This is a genomic window from Streptomyces sp. TS71-3 (assembly GCF_018327685.1).
Lineage (GTDB): Bacteria > Actinomycetota > Actinomycetes > Streptomycetales > Streptomycetaceae > Streptomyces.
The window spans coordinates 4732243-4750674 of sequence record NZ_BNEL01000001.1; the positions used below are offsets into that span (position 1 = coordinate 4732243).

The 18432-nt window shown below is 72.9% G+C and carries 17 protein-coding genes; 13 read left to right on the plus strand and 4 right to left on the minus strand.

Annotation, left to right across the window (positions count from 1 at the left end; genetic code table 11):
• Positions 1-109 precede the first annotated feature (109 nt).
• The 9 genes from sufD (at position 110) to dapD (ending at position 6842) form a co-directional block, all read left to right on the plus strand.
• Complete coding sequence (gene sufD / locus Sm713_RS19125; RefSeq protein WP_212910802.1) at positions 110-1345, plus strand: Fe-S cluster assembly protein SufD; 1236 nt, start codon at positions 110-112, stop codon at positions 1343-1345.
• Positions 1342-1674, plus strand: a complete 333-nt coding sequence (locus Sm713_RS19130; RefSeq protein WP_212910803.1) for a non-heme iron oxygenase ferredoxin subunit — start codon at positions 1342-1344, stop codon at positions 1672-1674. The genes sufD and Sm713_RS19130 overlap by 4 nt, the downstream gene beginning before the upstream one ends.
• A gap of 5 nt (positions 1675-1679) precedes the next feature.
• Positions 1680-2444 carry a Fe-S cluster assembly ATPase SufC gene (gene sufC, locus Sm713_RS19135; RefSeq protein ID WP_212910804.1) on the plus strand — a complete coding sequence of 255 codons (765 nt, stop codon included), beginning with the start codon at positions 1680-1682 and terminating at the stop codon, positions 2442-2444.
• Positions 2441-3709 (plus strand): cysteine desulfurase, encoded by a 1269-nt coding sequence (locus Sm713_RS19140; protein WP_212910805.1) that lies wholly within the window; start codon positions 2441-2443, stop codon positions 3707-3709. Before sufC ends, Sm713_RS19140 begins: the two co-directional genes overlap by 4 nt.
• 16 nt (positions 3710-3725) lie before the next feature.
• Positions 3726-4184 (plus strand): Fe-S cluster assembly sulfur transfer protein SufU, encoded by a 459-nt coding sequence (sufU, locus tag Sm713_RS19145; RefSeq protein ID WP_212910806.1) that lies wholly within the window; start codon positions 3726-3728, stop codon positions 4182-4184.
• Positions 4181-4516: a metal-sulfur cluster assembly factor gene (locus Sm713_RS19150; RefSeq protein ID WP_212910807.1), complete on the plus strand. Its 336-nt coding sequence runs from the start codon at positions 4181-4183 to the stop codon at positions 4514-4516. The genes sufU and Sm713_RS19150 overlap by 4 nt, the downstream gene beginning before the upstream one ends.
• A gap of 344 nt (positions 4517-4860) precedes the next feature.
• A complete protein-coding gene (locus Sm713_RS19155) occupies positions 4861-5181 on the plus strand; it encodes a multidrug efflux SMR transporter (RefSeq protein WP_212910808.1) in 321 nt (106 codons plus the stop codon).
• Positions 5181-5726, plus strand: coding sequence for a TetR/AcrR family transcriptional regulator (locus tag Sm713_RS19160; RefSeq protein ID WP_212910809.1), 546 nt, complete (start codon positions 5181-5183; stop codon positions 5724-5726). The genes Sm713_RS19155 and Sm713_RS19160 overlap by 1 nt, the downstream gene beginning before the upstream one ends.
• 126 nt (positions 5727-5852) lie before the next feature.
• Entirely contained in the window at positions 5853-6842 is a 990-nt protein-coding gene (gene dapD, locus Sm713_RS19165) for a 2,3,4,5-tetrahydropyridine-2,6-dicarboxylate N-succinyltransferase (RefSeq protein WP_212910810.1), read from the plus strand.
• A gap of 222 nt (positions 6843-7064) precedes the next feature.
• On the opposite strand, the gene Sm713_RS19170 is transcribed toward dapD, so the two are convergent.
• The 3 genes from Sm713_RS19170 to dapA all read right to left on the minus strand — a co-directional run bounded on the left by Sm713_RS19170 (position 7065) and on the right by dapA (position 12033).
• Complete coding sequence (locus tag Sm713_RS19170) at positions 7065-9743, minus strand: glycoside hydrolase family 2 TIM barrel-domain containing protein (protein ID WP_212910811.1); 2679 nt, start codon at positions 9741-9743, stop codon at positions 7065-7067.
• A 439-nt stretch (positions 9744-10182) separates the two neighbouring features.
• Complete coding sequence (locus Sm713_RS19175; RefSeq protein WP_249416385.1) at positions 10183-10923, minus strand: hypothetical protein; 741 nt, start codon at positions 10921-10923, stop codon at positions 10183-10185.
• Positions 10924-11043: 120 nt separating this feature from the next.
• Entirely contained in the window at positions 11044-12033 is a 990-nt protein-coding gene (dapA, locus tag Sm713_RS19180; protein WP_212910812.1) for a 4-hydroxy-tetrahydrodipicolinate synthase, read from the minus strand.
• A gap of 239 nt (positions 12034-12272) precedes the next feature.
• Between dapA and lipB the strand changes: the two genes are divergently transcribed.
• From lipB to Sm713_RS19200, 4 genes are all read left to right on the plus strand, one after another.
• Positions 12273-13169 carry a lipoyl(octanoyl) transferase LipB gene (gene lipB / locus Sm713_RS40495; protein ID WP_249416386.1) on the plus strand — a complete coding sequence of 299 codons (897 nt, stop codon included), beginning with the start codon at positions 12273-12275 and terminating at the stop codon, positions 13167-13169.
• Positions 13170-13321: 152 nt separating this feature from the next.
• Entirely contained in the window at positions 13322-14056 is a 735-nt protein-coding gene (locus tag Sm713_RS19190) for an antibiotic biosynthesis monooxygenase (RefSeq protein ID WP_212910813.1), read from the plus strand.
• Between the two features lie 286 nt (positions 14057-14342).
• Entirely contained in the window at positions 14343-15020 is a 678-nt protein-coding gene (locus Sm713_RS19195; RefSeq protein ID WP_212910814.1) for a winged helix-turn-helix domain-containing protein, read from the plus strand.
• A gap of 100 nt (positions 15021-15120) precedes the next feature.
• Positions 15121-15846: an SRPBCC domain-containing protein gene (locus Sm713_RS19200; RefSeq protein ID WP_212910815.1), complete on the plus strand. Its 726-nt coding sequence runs from the start codon at positions 15121-15123 to the stop codon at positions 15844-15846.
• A gap of 310 nt (positions 15847-16156) precedes the next feature.
• On the opposite strand, the gene Sm713_RS19205 is transcribed toward Sm713_RS19200, so the two are convergent.
• Positions 16157-18025 (minus strand): endonuclease/exonuclease/phosphatase family protein, encoded by a 1869-nt coding sequence (locus Sm713_RS19205; protein WP_212910816.1) that lies wholly within the window; start codon positions 18023-18025, stop codon positions 16157-16159.
• Positions 18026-18432 lie beyond the last annotated feature (407 nt).

Below are 18432 nucleotides of genomic sequence, written 5' to 3' on the forward strand. Positions count from 1 at the left end.
AGCGCCGCCGGGAGCGGCCCCCACGGGAGGGCCGCCACCGGGCGGCCCCGCCCCAGCCGCCCCCGGGCGGACGAGCACGATGAGGCAGAAAGAGAGCAAGACGACAGCCATGGCTGAGGCCCAGAACTCCAGGGACCCGCGCGAGGCCCCGCAGGGGAGCACCGCACCGGTGGGCTCCACCACGACGGGCGCCATCGCGGTGGCCGGAGAATCCACCGTCGCCACGCGGATGAGCGCACGCCCGTCCTTCGACGTGGCGGACTTCCCCGTGCCGCACGGCCGCGAGGAGGAATGGCGCTTCACCCCGCTCCAGCGGCTGCGCGGGCTGCACGACGGCACGGCCAAGGCCACCGGGTCGGGCGTGAAGCTGGAGGTCGGCGCGCCGGACGGAGTCACCGTCGAGACCGTGGGCCGGGACGACGAGCGGCTCGGCAGGGCCGGCGTCCCCGTGGACCGCGTGGCCGCCCAGGCCTACTCCTCGTTCGAGAAGGCGTCCGTCGTCACCGTCCCCAAGGAGACGGTGCTCGCCGAGCCCGTCCGCATCAGCGTCCACGGAGAGGCCCTGGACGGCGCTGCGGCCACGGTCTACGGCCAGCTCGTCATCGAGCTGGGCGCCTTCGCCGAGGCGGTCGTCGTCCTCGACCACACCGGTGACGCGGTGCTCGCCGCCAACGTCGACTACGTCCTCGGCGACGGCGCCAAGCTCACCGTGGTCTCCGTGCAGGACTGGGACGACAAAGCGGTGCACGTCGGCCAGCACAACGCCCTGATCGGCCGCGACGCCTCCTTCAAGTCCGTCGCCGTCACCTTCGGCGGCGACCTGGTCCGGCTGCACCCCCGGGTCACCTATGGCGGGCCGGGCGGTCAGGCCGAGCTGTTCGGGCTCTACTTCACCGACCGGGGCCAGCACCAGGAGCACCGCCTCTTCGTCGACCACAACGCCCCGCACTGCAAGTCCAACGTCGTCTACAAGGGCGCGCTCCAGGGCGAGGACGCGCACGCCGTGTGGATCGGCGACGTGCTCATCGAGGCCGCCGCCGAGGGCACCGACACCTACGAGATGAACCGCAACCTCGTCCTCACGGACGGTGCGCGCGTCGACTCCGTGCCCAACCTGGAGATCGAGACCGGTGAGATCGTCGGCGCCGGTCACGCCTCGGCGACCGGCCGCTTCGACGACGAGCAGCTGTTCTACCTCATGGCGCGCGGCATCCCGGAGTACGAGGCGCGCCGCCTCGTGGTGCGCGGCTTCTTCGCCGAGCTGGTCCAGCAGATCGGCCTGCCGGACGTCGAGGAGCGCCTGATCGCCCGGATCGAAGAGGAGCTGGAGGCGTCCGTCGCATGACCGCATTCGTCCGAGTCTGCGAACTCGGCGAGCTGGAGGTCGACACCCCCAAGCGGGTGGAGATCGAGGGCACGCCGGTCGCCGTCGTGCGCACCGAGGAAGAGGTGTTCGCGATCTACGACATCTGCTCGCACGCGAACGTCTCACTCGCCGAGGGCGAGGTGGAGGACGGCCAGATCGAGTGCTGGCTGCACGGCTCCTGCTTCGACCTGCGCACCGGCAAGCCCTCCAGCCTGCCCGCCACCCGTCCCGTCCCCGTATACCCCGTAAAGATCGAAGGAGACGGCGAAGCCGCCGCTGTGCTCGTCTCCCTCACCCAGGAGTCCTGAAGGCCATGGCAACGCTTGAAATCCGAGACCTGCACGTCACCGTCGAGGCCGAGAACGCCACGAAGGAGATCCTCAAAGGCGTCGACCTCACCGTGAAGCAGGGCGAGACGCACGCCATCATGGGCCCGAACGGCTCCGGCAAGTCCACCCTGGCGTACTCGCTCGCGGGTCACCCGAAGTACACCGTCACCGGCGGAACCGTCACCCTGGACGGCGAGGACGTCCTCGCGATGAGCGTCGACGAGCGCGCCCGCGCGGGCCTGTTCCTCGCGATGCAGTACCCCGTCGAGGTCCCCGGCGTCTCCGTCTCCAACTTCCTGCGCACCTCCGCCACCGCCATCCGCGGCGAGGCCCCCAAGCTGCGCACCTGGGTGAAGGAGGTCAAGGAGACGATGGAACGCCTCCAGATCGACCCGGCCTTCGCCGAGCGCAACGTGAACGAGGGCTTCTCCGGCGGTGAGAAGAAGCGCCACGAGATCCTCCAGCTGGAGCTCCTCAAGCCGGGGATCGCGATCCTCGACGAGACCGACTCCGGCCTGGACGTCGACGCGCTGCGTGTGGTCTCCGAGGGCGTCAACCGCGTCCGCGAGACCGGCGAGGTGGGCACCCTGCTGATCACCCACTACACGCGCATCCTGCGCTACATCAAGCCCGACCACGTGCACGTCTTCGCCGGTGGCCGGGTCGTCGAGTCCGGCGGCGCCGAGCTCGCCGACAAGCTGGAGAACGAGGGCTACGAGGCATACGTGAAGGGAGGCGTGTCGGCGTGACAGAGGCCCGCACGGGGCTTACCGGTCTCCTCGACACCGAGGCGATCCGCAAGGACTTCCCCATCCTGGACCGGCTGGTCCACGACGACCGGAAGCTCGTCTACCTGGACAACGCCGCGACCTCGCAGACCCCGCGCCAGGTCCTCGACGTGCTCAACGAGTACTACGAGCAGCACAACGCCAACGTCCACCGCGGTGTGCACGTCCTCGCCGAGGAGGCCACCGCGCTCTACGAGGGCGCCCGCGACAAGATCGCCTCGTTCATCAACGCCCCCAGCCGCGACGAGGTCGTCTTCACCAAGAACGCCTCGGAGTCGCTGAACCTCGTGGCGAACATGCTCGGCTGGGCCGAGGAGCCCTACCGCGTCGACAGCGACACCGAGATCGTCATCACCGAGATGGAGCACCACTCCAACATCGTTCCGTGGCAGCTGCTGTCGCAGCGCACCGGCGCGAAGCTGAAGTGGTTCGGCCTGACCGACGACGGCCGTCTCGACCTCTCGGCGATCGACGAGATCATCACCGAGAAGACGAAGATCGTGTCCTTCGTGCTGGTCTCCAACATCCTGGGCACGGTCAACCCGATCGAGCAGATCGTGCGCCGCGCCCAGGAGGTCGGCGCGCTGGTCATGATCGACGCCTCGCAGGCCGCCCCGCACATGCCCCTGGACGTCCAGGCGCTGGGCGCCGACTTCGTGGCCTTCACCGGCCACAAGATGCTCGGCCCGACCGGCATCGGAGTGCTCTGGGGCCGCCAGGAGCTGCTGGAGGACCTGCCTCCGTTCCTGGGCGGCGGCGAGATGATCGAGACGGTCTCGATGCACTCGTCCACCTACGCCCCCGCGCCGCACAAGTTCGAGGCAGGCACGCCCCCGATCGCCGAGGCCGTGGGCCTGGGCGCGGCGGTGGACTACCTGAGCGCGATCGGCATGGACAGGATCGCGCAGCACGAGCACGCCCTCACCCGGTACGCGGTGGAGCGGCTGCGGGACGTCCCCGGCCTCAGGATCGTCGGCCCCACCACGGCCGAGGACCGCGGCGCCGCGATCTCCTTCACGCTCGGCGACATCCACCCGCACGACGTGGGCCAGGTCCTCGACGAGCTGGGCGTCGCCGTCCGCGTGGGCCACCACTGCGCCCGGCCGGTGTGCCTGCGATACGGAATTCCTGCGACCACCCGAGCGTCGTTCTATCTGTACTCCACGCCGGCGGAGATCGACGCCCTGGTCGACGGCCTGGAGCACGTACGGAACTTCTTCGGCTGAGAGGCTGGCTGCCACGGTGAAGCTCGATTCCATGTACCAGGACGTCATCCTGGACCACTACAAGAACCCGCACGGGCGAGGTCTGCGGGACGGCGACGCCGAGGTCCACCACGTCAACCCGACGTGCGGAGACGAGATCACGCTCCGGGTGAGGTATGACGGTGAGCGGATCGCGGACGTCTCGTACGAGGGCCAGGGCTGCTCCATCAGCCAGGCCAGCGCGTCCGTGCTGAACGAACTGCTGGTCGGCAAGGACCTGGCCGAGGCGCAGCGGATCCAGGGCGTCTTCCTGGAGCTGATGCAGTCCAAGGGCAGGATCGAGCCGGACGACACGATGGAGGAGGTGCTGGAGGACGCGGTCGCGTTCGCCGGCGTCTCGAAGTACCCGGCTCGCGTGAAGTGCGCGCTGCTCAGCTGGATGGCATGGAAGGACGCCACGGCCCAGGCGTTCGCGGAGGAGGCGAAGACCGCATGAGCGAGAACGACACGCTGGCCAAGCCGGCCTCGGAGGAGGAGCTCCGCGAGGCGCTGATGGACGTCGTCGACCCCGAGCTGGGCATCGACGTCGTCAATCTCGGCCTGATCTACGGCATCCACATCGACGAGACGAACGTCGCCACGGTCGACATGACGCTGACGTCGGCGGCCTGTCCGCTGACGGACGTCATCGAGGACCAGGCGCAGGCGGCCACCGACGGCATCGTCAACGAGCTGAAGATCAACTGGGTCTGGATGCCGCCGTGGGGCCCGGACAAGATCACCGACGATGGGCGCGAGCAGTTGCGTGCCCTTGGCTTCAACGTGTAGGAACCGTGGCCGACGGCACGTCGGCTGTACGGGTGCGCCCCGAAGCGGTGCGGGGCTGTGTTCGATGTGCTGCTCCGCCGCGTGGGCGCTTCCTGGGTGCGTGGAGCGGCGACATCCTGTAAGGCTTCGTTCCGGCCCCCAGGGGCGCGGGGAATGGCGCGACCAGTCACGATTCGCCTTGGGGTACCTCCCACGCCTTTCAGGCAGTGGGGGAGGGGCCACCGGGTCCAGCCCCTTGCGGTCCTACGCCTGGCCATCGGCCAGTCAGGGCTGGTCGCGCAGTTCCCCGCGCCCCTGCTGGGGCACCCGGCGCGTCCTGTGAGCGGATGTGTACGCTCGTACGCATGGGATATCTGCTGCTCGCAGGAGCGATCGCCGCCGAGGTCGCCGGCACGACGGCGATGAAGTACAGCGAGGGGTTCAGCAAGCTCGTCCCCTCGCTCGTCACCGTCGTCGGCTACCTCGTCGCGTTCTACCTGCTCGCGCAGACGCTGAAGACCATCGAGGTCGGCACCGCCTACGCCATCTGGGCCGGGATCGGCACGGCCACCATCGCCTCGATCGGCATGCTCTTCCTCGGCGAGGCCGTGAACGCGGCCAAACTCGCCGGGATCGTGCTCGTCATCGGGGGCGTGGTGCTCCTCAACACCGGCGGGGCGCACTGATGGCGAGGCGCCACGACCCCGAGCGCAGGCAGCGCATCATCGACGCGGCGATCCGCGTGGTCGGCAGGAAGGGCATCGCGGGCCTCAGCCACCGCACCGCCGCCGCCGAGGCGGATGTCCCGCTCGGCTCCACCACCTACCACTTCGCCACCCTCGACGAGCTCCTCGTCGCCGCGCTGCGCCAGACCAACGAGGGCTTCGCCAAGGTGATGCACAGCCGTGGGGCGCTCGGCGACCCGCGCACCGACCTCGCCGAGGAGCTCGCCGGGATGATGGGGGAGTGGCTCTCCGGCGACCGCGCCGGCGCGGAGCTGGAGTACGAGCTGTACCTGGCCGCCCTGCGCCGGCCCGCCCTCAGGCCGGTCGCCGCGGAGTGGGCCGAGGGCTTCGCCGGCCTCCTCGCGGAGCGCACGGACCCCGACACCGCCAGCGCGCTGACCGCGCTCATGGAGGGCATCTGCCTCCAGGTCCTGCTGACCGACCGCCCCTACGACGAGCACTACGCGCGGACCGCGCTCGGCAGGCTGCTGCGCACGGACGGCTGATCCCGCGCCCCCGCCGCCCCGGCCCGGCCTTCCCGCGGAAGCGGCCCCTCCGCACTGCTGCCCGGACCCTGAGACGCAGGCCGGATGGGTTCGCCTCCTCGGTGCCGCACCAGCTAAGTTGCGACCATGACCGACACGACTGCTCCTCGCACCACGGGCGCCGTTGCCGCGGGCCTGGCCACCGTCGCCGCCGATGGCACCGTCCTCGACACCTGGTTCCCCGCTCCCGGACTCGTCGCCGAGCCCGGACCGGCCGGCACGGAGCGGCTGACCGCCGAGCGGGCCGTGGAGCTGCTGGGCGACGGCGCCGCGAAGGCCGTCGGGCCCGACGCGCGCCGCGGGGTGGAGGTCGTCGCCGTCCGCACGGTCATCGCCTCCCTGGACGACAAGCCGCTCGACACGCACGACCTGTACCTGCGGCTGCACCTGCTCAGCCACCGCCTGGTCAAGCCGCACGGCCAGAACCTGGAGGGCATGTTCGGCCTGCTCGCCAACGTCGCGTGGACCTCGCTCGGCCCGGTCGCCGTGGCCGACCTGGAGAAGGTCCGCCTGAACGCGCGCGCCGAGGGCCTGCACCTCCAGGTGACGTCCGTGGACAAGTTCCCCCGGATGACGGACTACGTCGCGCCCAAGGGCGTCCGCATCGGTGACGCCGACCGGGTGCGGCTCGGCGCGCACCTCGCCGAGGGCACCACCGTGATGCACGAGGGCTTCGTGAACTTCAACGCCGGCACCCTCGGGTCCTCCATGGTCGAGGGCCGTATCTCCGCGGGCGTCGTCGTGGGCGACGGCTCGGACATCGGCGGCGGCGCCTCCACGATGGGCACGCTCTCCGGCGGCGGCAGCGTCGTCATCACCATCGGCGAGCGGTGCCTCATCGGGGCCGAGGCGGGCGTCGGCATCGCCCTCGGCGACGAGTGCGTGATCGAGGCGGGCCTCTACCTCACCGCCGGCAGCCGGGTCAGCCTGCCGGACGGGCAGATCGTCAAGGCCCGCGAGCTCTCCGGCGCCTCCAACATCCTCTTCCGCCGGCACTCGGTGACGGGTGCGATCGAGGCCCGCCCGAACAACGCGGTGTGGGGCGGGCTCAACGAGGTCCTCCACCAGCACAACTAGCGGTAGCGGGCGCTCGCCCGCGGGCGTGCCCGGGGCCGGTTCGTGACGCGCCCCCGGCGGGGGATTCGCGACATGCCCGCGCGGGGGATTCGCGACATGCCCGCGCGGGGATTCGCGACATGCCCGCGCGGGGATTCGCGACGTGCCCCGGGCGGGGATCCGTGACGTGCCCCGGGCCGGTCAGGACCTGCCCGGGGCCGCCCAAGCGGTTCCCCGGTCCGCTCAGGTGGTGCCCCCGGCCGGACCGACCGGGAGCGCCACCGTTGCCGGCCGCAGTCCGGGTGCGCTCGCGGTGAGGCGGAGGACCCCGGGGCGTTTGCCGGGGCGGAGGATGGCAAGGGCCTTGCCGTGCCACGTGTGGCGGCGGGGGCGCCGGAAGCTGTCGACGTTGTGCGGGTTGCCGTTGCCGGCGGCGGCGAGCTCGCCGGCCCCGTCGACCAGGAACGACACCTTGACCACGGCGTCCGGAACCGCCCGGCCCCGGCTGTCGACCACCGTGACGAGCACGTGGGCGAGGTCGTCCCGGCCGGTGGTGAGGGCCCGGACGTCCGGGGTGAGCCGCAGCGCCGCCGGCGCGCCCACCGTCCGCAGCGTCGTACGCCCGATCTCCCTGCCGTTCCGCCCCGCGACCGCCGTCAGCTCGCCGGCCGCGTACGGCACGGTGAAGGCGGCCGTGCCCCGCTCGGGCGCCCGCGCGGCGCCGCCCGCGAACTCCGCGCCGTTCAGCTGCAGCCGGACGCTGTCGCCGGCCGTGTACACGTGCACCGTCATCGGGCGGCCGGACGGCACGTCCCACGTCCAGCTCTCCAGCTCGTCGTAGTACCCCCACCACACCGCCAGCTGCTCGGCGCCCTCCGGCACCGGCCGCTGCACCAGCATCTCCACGGGGCTGAGGCCCAGCACCGCCGCGCGCCAGTGGCTCTGCGGCTTGCGCTGCCCGATCAGGTCGACGTCGCCGCAGTTCGCCTGGAAGAACGGGTACGGGTAGCCGTAGCCGCCGTACGCGCGGTACAGCGTCCGGGCGATCCCCCAGCCGGGGTTGACGCTCGGGTCGCCGATCGTCGTCGCCGTCCCCGCGTCGGCCACCGGCGTCTTGCCGAGGCCGGACTCCCCGAGGTAGTCCCACGCGGCCCACACCCAGTTGCCGACGGCGAAGGCGTGCTCGCCGACGAACGTCTCGTCCTCCCAGACCGTGGCGGGGAAGCCCTCGCTCTGCGCCATCGGTTTCTCGGGGTGGACGTCGTGGATCCCGCCGTAGCCCTGACCGTTGGCGTTGTAGTGCACATCGCCGATGTCCACGTAGTCCCAGGACGGATCGCCCGCCCCGGGGGTCGAGCCGCCGCCGAGGGTGATCGGGCGGGTGCGGTCGAGGGTGCGGAGCAGGGCCGCCATCTCCGCCCCGCGCTGCCCGCCGGTCCTGTCCGTGATCTCGTTGCCGAGCGACCAGATCACCACGCTCGGGTGGTTGCGGTCCCGGAGCGCCATCGCGGTCAGGTCCCGCTGCCACCACTGCGCGAAGTGCACCGAGTAGTCCTGCGGGTTCTTGCCGGTGTCCCACATGTCCACGAACTCGTCCATCACGAGCATGCCCAGCCGGTCGCAGGCGTCGAGGAGGGCGGGCGTCGGGGGATTGTGGGCGGTGCGTATCGCGTTGAAGCCGGCCGCTTTCAGGATCTCGACCCGCCGTTCCTCCGAGCGGTCCAGCGCGACGGAGCCCATCGGGCCGTGGTCGTGGTGGACGCACCCGCCGCGCATCGTGATCCGCTCGCCGTTGAGCAGGAACCCCTCCGTGCCGTCCCACGCCAGCGAGCGGAACCCGAACCGGGTACGGGCCGTGTCGACGGCCCTGCCCCGCAGCAGCACCTCGGCCTGTGCCGTGCACAGGTTCGGCGAGTCCGGCGACCACAGCGCCGGATGCCCGACCGGCACGTCCACCGACGCGACCACCGTGCCGTCCGCCCCGGCCGCCGGCACGGGCGCCGTCCGCGACCCCACCGCCCGCCCTCGCGGATCCAGCACCGTGACGCGGATCCGCGCGCCGGTGGAAGAGGCGGCGAGGCCCGCGACGGAGACGTCGACGCGGGCGACGGCGTGCTGCTCGCCCACCACGGGCGTCGTCACGGACACCCCCCACAGCGGGATCCGCACCGGCCCGGTGACCGTCAGCCAGGTGTGCCGGTAGATCCCGGAGCCCGCGTACCAGCGGCTGTTCTGGCCGCTGTTGTCGACCCGCACCGCGAGCACGTTCGGGCCGGTCTGGTTCAGATGCGGGGTCAGGTCGTAGGCGAACGACGTGTAGCCGTACGGGTGGAAGCCCAGGTGGACGCCGTTCAGCCAGACGTCCGCGTTCTGGTACACGCCGTCGAACCGCAGCTCGGCGCGGGTCTCGCCGGCCGCCGGGCCCGCGGCACCGCCGAGCGGGTCCGGGGAGCCGAACGTCTTGCGGTACCAGCCGACCCCGCCGACCGTGTAGCCGGTCGAGCCGCCGCCCGCACTGCCCCGGGTGTCGAACGGGCCGATGACCTGGGGGGTGTCCGGCGTGCCGGGGCCGGGGTCCTTCCGCACCAGCAGGGACGGGTCGCTCGTCGCCGCGCCGTCGTCGGAGGTGGCGTAGGGGAGGTCCTCGATGCTCCAGTCGTGCGGGAGGTCGAGCGCGCGCCACGAGGCGTCGTCGAACGACGGCTGCTCGGCCCCGTCCGCGTCGCCCCGGAAGAAGCGCCACCCTTCGTCGAACGAGCGCTCGCGTCGGGCTCCGGCGGGCAGCGGGGCCGGGTGCGCCTCCGAGTCCGCGGGGGCGGCGGCCGTGGCGGGGGTTGCCGCGAGGACCGCGGAGCCGCCGGCCGCGATGCCTGCCGTGGCGCCCGCCGCGGCACTCATCCGCAGTGCCTGACGCCGGGTCACGCCGCCTTCCGCGTCGGACGTCTGCCGCGGGGTGCCGCCCTCGTGTGCCGTGTGCGCGTCCCGGTGGCCCCGTCCGCCCTGGCTCGGCCCCTGCCCGTCCCCGCTCCGTGGCTGTCCGTCCTGGCCCGGCTCCTGCCCGTTCTCGCTCCGCGGCTGTTCGTCCTGCCCCCGCCCCTGCCCGTTCTCGCTCCGTGGCTGTTCGTCGCGACCGGCCCTCTGCCCGTCGCAATCGGACGCCTGCCCGTCGTCACCGGGCCCCTGTCCGTCCTGCTGCGGTCTCATGTGTCTTCCGCCTCCCGGCCTATCGATATCTCGAACGTCGCTCGAAATGTCGGCGCTGGTGCCAGGCGGGAGTATGGAGCAACGCGCAGCGGTGTCAAGGGTGTTCGCGGTTTCCGCGTGCACGCCCGGTGGCGGGCGTGCGCGTGGGACGTGAGTGTCAGGCCGTGGACGTGTCGGTTGTGCCGTCCGCGCCGCCCGCGGCAGCCGTGCCGTCCGCCGCCCGCTCCGCCGCGGGCGCCGAGTACCAGCGCCAGTCGGACTGGCGGGCCCGGTCGGGCAGGGCGATGCGTCCGGAGGCCCACAGCAGGGCGGGCCACGGCTCGGCGATGCCGGCCGGCACCTGCGGGAAGAGCCGGTGGAGGACGCGGGCGCACAGCTCGGCGGGCGGGGTCCACGGGACCATCAGGCCCTCGGTGACGTCGTACATGTGCACCAGCGTCTCCACGACGCCCATCGCGGCGAAGCCCTCGGGGTCCGAAAGCCCGTACACGTGGTACGCGCGCTTCTCCTCAGGCGTCGTCCGCAGCGTCGAGATCAGCAGCGCCGCACAGGCCTGGAGCACTCCCTGCAGTCCTTCGGTGCCCGCGGTGCGGTCCGCGAAGATGATGTTGTGCGGCCCGTCCGGGCGCAGCGTGTGCCAGTCGAACGGGAGGGGGCCGGAGAGGGACAGCGCCTCGGAGCCCAGCTGGACGGCGTAGTAGAAGCACGCGTCGCCGATGTGCTCCACCGTCTCCCAGCGATCCCACTCCAGGGACCGGGCGGTGCCGTGGAAGTCGCTGCCCCGTGCCTCGCCGAGCGCCTCGACGGCCAGCCGCACGGCCATGTCCAGGTCGTCCGCGGTCACGGGCCCGAACGGTGCCCCGCCCGCGGTGGTCACGCTCTCTCCCGAACCGGTCATACCGGGACCGTATCAACGTGCGGGCGGCCGCCGCCCCCGAATTCCGGCCCGCCGGAGCCCGGCGCGCCTCGCCGCCGGTCAAGCAGCCCGGTGCCGTCGCGGCCCCGGATGGGCCGAGGGTCAGGAGGCCACCGCCGCACGGATGCCGGCGCCGGGGTCCCCGCTGCCGCCGTGCGTCAGCTCCGCGTACGAGGTGAGCAGCGCGTCCGTGGCCTCGGGGCCGGCGGGCCGCAGCGGCGCCCGCACCGGGCCCGAGGGCAGCGACAGCGCGCTGAGCAGGGCCTTGGCGGTGACCGTGCCGGGGAGGCCGGCGGCCATCATCGTCTCGATCAGCGGGATGGCGCGGCGCTGCGCCGCGGCGGCGGACGCGGTGTCGCCCGCGTCGAACGCGTCCAGGACGTGGCGGAGCTCCGCCGGGGCGACGTTGGCGACCGTCGAGACGTAGCCCGCCCCGCCGACCGCGTAGAGCGGCAGGATGAACTCCTCGCAGCCCGTGTAGCACGCCAGCTCGGTGCGGGCCATGACCTTCTGGGTGCCGAGGAGGTCGTAGGCGCAGTCCTTGACGGCGACGATGCGGGGGTGGTCCGCCAGCCGGAGCATGGTGTCGGGCGCGATCCGGGTGCCGGTGCGGCCGGGGATGTCGTAGAGCATCAGCGGCAGCCCGCAGGTGTCGGCGATGTCGCGGAAGTGGGCCTCCACCGCGTCCTGCGGGGGTCGGCTGTAGTACGGCGTGACCACCAGCAGGCCGTCCGCCCCCGCCTTCTCCGCCGCCCGCGCCAGCTCGACGGTGTGCAGCGTGTCCGCGCTGCCGACGCCCGCGACCACCGAGGCCCGCTCGCCGACCGCCTCGGTCACGGCGCGCACCAGAGCGGTCTTCTCGGCGTCCGTGGTCGTGGGCGACTCGCCGGTGGTACCGGAGAGGACCAGGCCGTCGCAGCCCCCGGCCACCAGCCGCTCGGCCAGGTGCTGGGCACCGTCGAGATCCAGCACCCCTTCGGGCGTGAACGGCGTGACCATGGCGCACAGGGCGCGCCCGAACGGCGCGGCACGTCCCCCCGCCCCGACGGCGGGACGGTGCAAAGGGGGCTCCCAGCGGGGTTCGGAGGTCATATCAGGAGTGTCGACTCGGTCCCCGTGGAGCACCACTTAATTCTGCTACGGGGTGCCCCTCAGGCCTGCTACGACGAGCCCGAGCCCCGGATGGTCCCGGCCTCGTTCACCGGCCCCGGGCCCCGCCCTGCGCCGCCTGCACGGGCCCGGGGCCGGAACGGGCGGAATGCGCCGTGACCGCGGTGGGTTGCTCCGACGGATGGAACGTCGCGCGCACGCGCCCGGAAGAAGGCGGCGGGATGGCCGAGCAGAGGACACAGGACCGGAGCACGGCCCGGACCGCGGCGGGAAAGACGACCCGGACCGCGGCGGGAACCACGACCGGCGCCACGCATGGCCCGGCCGGAACGGAGCGGCTCGTGCCCTTCGGCCCGTCGGCCGCCGGTGACCGCGCAGGCCGGGTCCCCACGCCGGACAGCGGCCGCACAGGCGACGCCTCCACGCCGGACAGCAGGGCGGTGGATGGGACCGCGCCCAGTGGGGGCGCCGGTCAGGCCGGGTCCCCCGGGATCGAGCGCGTGGACCTGGGCGAGGTGCCGTACCCCGAGGCCCTGACGGCCATGGCGGAATGGGTGGCCAGGCGGCGCGCGGGGGAGACCCCCGACCGGCTGACGCTCCTCACCCACCCGCCGGTGATCACCTACGGTTCCCGGACGCCCCGGGCCGAGCTGCCCGTGGACTCGCCGATCCCGATGGTCCCCGTCGACCGCGGCGGTCAGGCCACCTACCACGGCCCCGGCCAGCTCGTCGGCTACCTGGTGCTGAACCTCCGCGAGCGCGGCCCGGCCGACATCGTGCGCTGGCTGGAGGACGGGCTGATCGAGGCGTGCGCCTCGCTCGGCTTCGAGACGGTGCGGCGGGACACGCCCAAGGGGGCGCAGAGCCTGGTCGGGCTGTGGACGCCCCGGGGCGAGAAGGTGGCGTCCATCGGCATGCGCATCCGGGGCGGCATCACCAGCCACGGCTTCGCGCTGAACGTCACCTCGGACCTCGCGGAGTTCGCGAAGTTCACCGCCTGCGGGCTGCCGGACGTGGCGATGACGTCCCTTGCGGAGCTGGCCGCCGCGCAGGGCCGCCCGGTGCCGTCCGACCGCGCGGTCAGGGACGCGGTGGCGGCGGCGCTCGGGGCGGCGTGAGACCTCCGGGGGTGTGAGGTCCGGTTGTTCGACCTCCGGTCGTGTGACCCCCGGTTGCGTGACCTCCCCCGGTTCCGTCCGCCCTTGACCTCCACCAAGGTTCAAGTCGGAGGGTGGACACGCCGATCACGCATCGCCCTTTGGAGGCGGCCATGACCCTGCGCACCGACACCTTTCCCGACCCCGCCCGGCCCGACGTCGGGCTCGCGCTCTTCAGCACCTGGCACGTCGGCACGCCCGAACGCCAGGAAGCCACCGTCGCGGCGATCGCCGGCGCCTGGCAGAGCCGGCCGTGGCCGCACGCGGGCCTGCTCTCGTACACCGTGTACGCCGGCACGGACGGCGCGACCCTGCTGCACCACTCGCAGTGGCGCGACGAGGAGTCCCACGCCGCGTTCGTCGCCGGCACCCGCAACGGGCGTGACCAGCGCAACGCCGACATCGACCGCGCCGTCCCCGGCATCGAGCGGCAGGGCCTGGCCCGCACCCGCCGGTACCGCGGCGGCGGCATCTCGGGCGGCGACGGCGGCGGCAGGCTCCCCGGGGTGGTCGTGATCGTGGACGTGCGCTTCGACGGGCCCGACCCCGAGCGGCAGCGGGCCTGGGTGGACGCCGTGTTCGACGCGCTGGCCTCCGCCCCGGTGCCGCCCGGCGGCATCTCGGGGCACTTCCACCTGGCGACGGACGGCACCCGGGTCGTCAACTACGCGGAGTGGGAGAGCGAGCAGGCCCACATCGACGCGCTCGCCGCTCCCGGCGACGGCATCGGCCCGGCCACACCCGAGTGGCGGCGGGTGCAGAACTTCCCCGGCGTCACCGGCTCGACCGTGCGCCGCTACCGGCTCGCCGCGTCCTTCGCACCGGACGACGCGGAGGGCCGCGCGTAGGCGGTCGGATCCGCTGTGGGCCGGCCTGATCTGTTGCGGGCCGGCCCGTTCGGTTTGTGGGCCGGCCCTGATCGGTTTGTGTATTTGTCCCGATCGGTTGTGGACCGGCCCCGATCTGTCGCGCGTCGCCTGATCTGCGGCGGCGTCGGCTGTTGTCCCCTGAACGGCCGTTGTCCCTCGAACAGCGGTTGTCCCCGGAACCGAGCTCCCCCGATGAACCGAGCTCCCTCGAACCGACAAGTTCAGTCGACTGGACAAATAAAATTTTCGGTGCGGGGGTGGAGCCATGCTGGATGTGACAGTCATCGAGGACCCCGCGGCGGCCGCCGTCTCGCTGGACCCGACCCGGGTCCGGCTGCTGGCGGAGCTGGCGGCGGGCCCGGCCTCGGCCGCCATGCTCGCGGCACGCGTCGGCGTCCCCCGGCAGAAGGTGAACTACCACCTGAGGACGCTGGAGCGGCACGGCCTGGTGGAGCTGGCGGGCGAGCGGCGCAAGGGCAACGTCACCGAGCGGCTGATGCAGGCCACCGCGGCGTCGTACGTGATCTCGCCGATCGCGCTGGGCGCGGTGCAGCCGGACCCGGGCCGGGCCCGTGACCAGTTCTCGGCGCGCTGGCTGCTCTCGGTCGCCGCGCGCCTGGTCCGGGATGTCGGGACGCTCATCGTGGGCGCCGGCAGGGCGCGCAGACGGCTGGCGACCTTCGCGCTCGACGCCGAGGTGCGGTTCGCCTCGGCCGCCGACCGCGCGGCCTTCGCCGAGGAGCTGACCCAGGGTGTCAGCGCGCTCGTCCGCAAGTACCACGACGGTACGGCGGAGGGCGGCCGCGAGCACCGGGTGGTCGTGGCCCTCCACCCCACCGTCAAGGAAGACCCGGCCGACGGGCGGCTGCCGGCCGCTGCGGCCGCCGTCACCCGACCCGAGCCCGAGCCCCGACCCGAGCCCGAGCCGGAACCCGAGGCCTGAACCGGCCGGCATCAGCTGCCGCCGAGCAGGAGACCGACCCGAGGCCATCAGCCGAGCCCCGGGACCACCCGTCGATAACGCAACGCGAGGAGCGCACACCATGGCCAGAGAATTCGAGATCGCCCGTGAGTTCGAGGTCGACACCCCGCCCCAGGAGGTGTGGGAGGCCATCACCACCGGAACGGGCGGCTGGTTGTGGCCGATGGAGTACGAGCCGCGGGAGGGCGGCGCCGCGCCCTTCGGCGGCACCATCACCCGCTGGGACCCGCCGCACCGGTTCACCGCCCGGGTGGAGGACCCGGAAGGCGTCTCGGGCCAGACGCAGAACGGGCTCGACCACACCATCGAGGCGCGCGACGAGGGGCGGCGCTCCTGGGTGCGCTACGTGCACAGCGGCATCTTCACCGACGACTGGGACAACCAGTACGACGGCGCCGACAAGCACACCGACTTCTACCTCCACACGCTGCGCCAGTACCTGGCGCACTTCTCCGGCCGCCCGGTCACGTTCGCCATGGTGGACGCCCCCGCGGCGTCCGCCGCGCCGGACGCCTTCGCGGCGGTCGGCCGGGCCCTGGGGCTCGCCGACGACGCGGTCGCGGGCACCAAAGTGCTCGCCCGCGGACCCGAGCCGCTCGACGCCGTCGTGGACTACCGCACCCCGCACTTCATCGGGCTGCGCACCGGCACCGCGCTCTACCGCTTCTTCGGCCGCAACCACTGGGGTGCCCCGGTCGGCGTCACCGTCCACAACTTCGCGGCCGGCGCCGACGGTGAGCGCAACGGCGCCGCGTGGGAGGCCTGGCTCGGGGGCGTCTTCGCGTAGTGCGGGACGATCCGAGCCGGGCGCGGGCCGGGTGCCGAAGGCCGGGGCGCGGGGCGCGGGGACGCGGCGGGGAGAGCCGGGCGCTCAGCGCCCACGGCCCGTCCCCTCCCGCCCCCCGCGTCCTGACCTGCCGCCGGAAGCCGGAAGCCGGAAGCCGGAAGCTGGAAGCCGGAAGCCGGAAGCTGGAAGCCGGAAGCTGGAAGCCGGAAGCCGGAAGCTGAAAGCCGGAAGCTGGAAGCCGGAAGCCGGAAGCCGGAAGCCGGAAGCCGGAACCGGGGACCCGGAACCCGGATCGCTCGCCGTCCGCCCCTCAGGGCCTGAAGCGCAGCACCTGCGGGTCGTGGTCGCTGTTCTGGTCCGCGAACTCCGCGTTGACGTGCACGCTGTCGTACGAGAACGGGCCCCTGCGCACCGCGGGGCTGATCAGGATCTGGTCGAGCACCTGGCTGTTGCCCTGGTAGTCGTAGGTGTAGCGCTCCTGCGGCGGCAGGGACTTGATCGCCGACCAGAGTGCCCCGCCGGCCTCCAGGCGGTGTGCCGTGTCGGAGAACTCGAAGTCGTTGATGTCGCCGATCGCCAGGACGTCCGCGTCCTTCCGGATCGCCAGGAGCCGCTTGACGAAGGCGTTCACCTCGTCCGCCTGCTGGTGCCGCTCGGTCTCGGAGCTGCGCGTGGGCGGCTGGTACCCCGAGCTGAGCGCCTGGTCGCCGCCCTTGGACACGAAGTGGTTGGCGATCACGAAGACCGTCCGGCCCCGGAAGACGAACTCGCCCGCCAGCGGCTTGCGGCTGTCCTGCCACGCGCTGCTGCCCGGGTCGACGCGCCCCGGGGAGGCCGTCAGCGCCGGTGCGCCGTCCGCCGTCCTCGTCACCCCGACCGCGGTCGTCGCGTCGCCGCCCGGCCGGTCGGTGAACGACACCCGGTCCGGGTCGAAGAGGAAGCCCTGGCGGATGTTGCCGCCCGGAGCGCCGCCGTCCGCCTTGTCGACCGGGTCGATCGAGCGCCACTCGTAGTGCGGCCCGCCCGCCGCCGCCACGGCGTCCACGAACCGGCGCACCGTCTGGTCGGCGGCGACCGTCCCGTCGTCCTTGGTGCCGTTGTTGTCCTGGATCTCCTCAAGCGCCACGACGTCCGGCGACGAGAGGTGGTTCACCACGCCGTCCGCGAGGCGGTCGAACTTCTCCTGCGGGTCGGTGGCGGCCAGGTTCTCCACGTTGTACGTGGCCACGGCCAGCTCGCCGGCGCGCCCCGGGCGCGTGACCTCCCGGGCCGGGCTGGCGCCGGTGACGGTGCCGAGGGTGCGGGCGAGAAGCGTGTAGCCGCCGAACTCGTTGTAGTCCAGGGGGCCTTCGGTGCTGCCGCTCAGCACCTGGCCCACGTCGGCGGTGGGGAAGGGCTGCTCGGCGGTCGGGATCAGGGACTGGACCTGGAGCCGTCCGGTGTTCTGCGAGCCGTACGAGCCGTAGACGGTGCCACCGCGGTGGTCGGCGTGCTCGTGCGGCTTCACCGTCACCCACAGCTCGGCGTACGGGTCGGTGCCGGTGACCACGCGCGAGGAGCCGATCCGGACGTTCATCCCCTCCAGCGACTCGTACGCGTCGAGCGCGTAGCGCGAGGGGCGCAGCGGCAGCGCGGAGATAGAGCCCCCGGCGGCCGGGTCGCCCGCCGGGGCGTACGCGTCCGGCACGGAGCGGGCGTCGAGGGTGACGGCCTTCGGCAGCGGGTTGCCTGAGGACACCACGGTCACCGTCGGCTTGCCGATCTCGGTCACCGACTGGTTCCCCGAGGCGGTGCCGCCGGGCACGTACTCGGAGACGGTCCCCGAGACCCGGGCGTCGTCGCCGACGGCGACCTTGGGCGCCGAGCCGGTGTAGACGAAGACGCCCTCGCTGGTGGCCGGGTCCCGGTCCGGCTGCCGGTCCTGGAACCAGAAGCCCTTCGAGGAGCCGTACGTCCGCACTCCCGTGACGATGCCCGGCACGTCCGTGACCTGCTGCCCCGCCAGCGGGGATATCCGTGTGCCGCCCTGGACGTCGTGGATGCGGACCTGGCCGTCCGCGGGCGCCGCGGCGGAGGGGGCCGCCGCGCCCGCGGGCGAGGTGACGACCACGCCGGTCGCGGTGGAGCAGACGGCGGCGACGGTGAGCGCGGCGAGCCGCGAGGACTTCTTGCTCGGCAAGGTGTGCCTCCGGGGAGGTGGGACGGCGTCGGGGCGGCGCGGACGGACCCGGGTGGGACAAGCGCCCGGTTTCATGGAGAAAGGATCGTCTACGCGCGTCAATCTCTTCTGTGGAGGGGGAGTTGTCAAGGCGCGAGGGGGTGTACGGGCGGCGACGGGTGCGTGAATCGGGGCCCGGGTGCCCGTGATCACGGGGGCTTCGGCGGCCGCGATCGGCCGTCACGGGCCGCCATGGAGTGACCCCTGCGGCTGCCCGCAGTCCCGCCGCCGAGAGGGTGCCCCTGAGCGCGAGCCGGTATGGGCCGGTGGCGGGTGTCGCGTACCGTCCGGGGCCGGTGGCGGGTGTCGGGTACCGTCCGGAGCCCGTGGCGGCTGTCGCGTACCGTCCGGAGGCCGAGGCGGATCTC